General features: G+C 65.8%; 1 protein-coding gene. It reads right to left on the bottom strand.

Translation table 11 applies throughout. The features are described 5' to 3' along the window. Positions 1-314 precede the first annotated feature (314 nt). Positions 315-1,364, bottom strand: a 1,050-nt coding sequence (locus tag EOA85_RS35370) for a response regulator (RefSeq protein WP_127212739.1), incomplete at its 5' end; no start/stop codon positions are given.

Here is a 1,364-nt window from a genome sequence, read left to right as displayed (position 1 = left end):
ATCTCGGCCTCGTTGCGGGCGAGCCGCACTTCGAGGTTGCCGATACGGCCGAGCGCTTCGCCTTTTGTGACGGCATCGACGTTCCGCCCGGTGAGCAAAGCACCGCTAGCGTTCGGCCGAGCGTCACATTCCGGCATAACTGTATGCACGAGTGATTCTCCTTCGAGCCATCCCTCTTGGCACGGGGATACGGTGTAGGTGCAACAGGATTGTGACAGTACCGTGATACGGTGCTGCGGGCAATACTTCGTCGGCTGGGTAATCCTTCAACCGGCTATGTTACGCGGCGGGAGCCAGGAAGGACAGCCGGCGGATCACGCGGCCACCTGGCCCTCGACCGCATCGACAAGCGCGTCGGGGTCGAGCGGCTTGGTGACGAAGCCGCTGGCGCCGTGGGCAAGCACTGCGTGGCGGGTCTTTTCCTGGCTGTCCGCCGACAGCACCATGATCGGAACCGGCGCCACGGCGGTTTCCTCCTCATGCCGGCGGATGGCGGCGATGGCGTCCAGCCCGTCCATGACAGGCATGTGCAGGTCCATCAGCACCACGTCGAAGCGGTGGTTGTGGCCGGTGCCAGTGACGGCCTCGACGGCGGCCTTGCCGTCGCCGACCACTTTCACGCGATGCCCGGCCTTCAGAAGCGTGGCGCGGGCAAGCATGGCGTTGATGTCGTTATCCTCGGCGATCAACACCGACAGGCCCTGCTGGCGGTTGCCAATGGCGCGGACCGATGGTGCGCCGCGCTTTTCCGGCTGTGGCTGGGTGAGGGCGGGTACGTTGCTGGTCAAAAGCACGCGCAACAGCGTCTCGCCACGCACCGGCCTTGCCAGGAAGGTGGCGTAGCCGCTGGCGCGGAACTCGCCCAGCATGCCGCGGTCAGTCGGCGCGATCAGCGTGATCGCCTCGCAGTCGGCAAAGCCGCTCTGGCGAAGGCGCCTTAACAACCTGCCGTCGCCCTCCTCCATGGCCGCATCGACCAGAAGCACGTCGCAGCCTTCTGCGAAGGACGCTGCCTGGGCGTCGGTCGCGGCCAGTTCGACCATGCCGCCATTGGCACGGATGGTGCGGGCGATGGCGTCGGCTTCGATGGCGTTCTTCGACAGTATCACCGCGCGCTGCCCTGACAGCGCATTCTGGCGGGTCTGCGGCGGCTCGGTGGCCGATATTGCAGGGATATCGAAGACGAACTCGGAGCCTTGGCCGAGCCGGCTCGAAACCGAAATCGTGCCGCCCATGGCGATCACCAGGCGCTTGGAAATGGCAAGACCGAGCCCGGCGCCGCCATGCGCGCGGGTCGACGTGCCATCGGCCTGTTCGAATTCCTCGAAGATGCGCTCCATATCGTCCTCGTGTAGGCCGGGACC

Source organism: Mesorhizobium sp. M5C.F.Ca.IN.020.29.1.1, assembly GCF_003997375.1.
GTDB lineage: Bacteria > Pseudomonadota > Alphaproteobacteria > Rhizobiales > Rhizobiaceae > Mesorhizobium > Mesorhizobium wenxiniae.
Note: the sequence above shows the minus strand (reverse complement) of the source record. Positions and strands in the feature narration are given on the sequence as shown.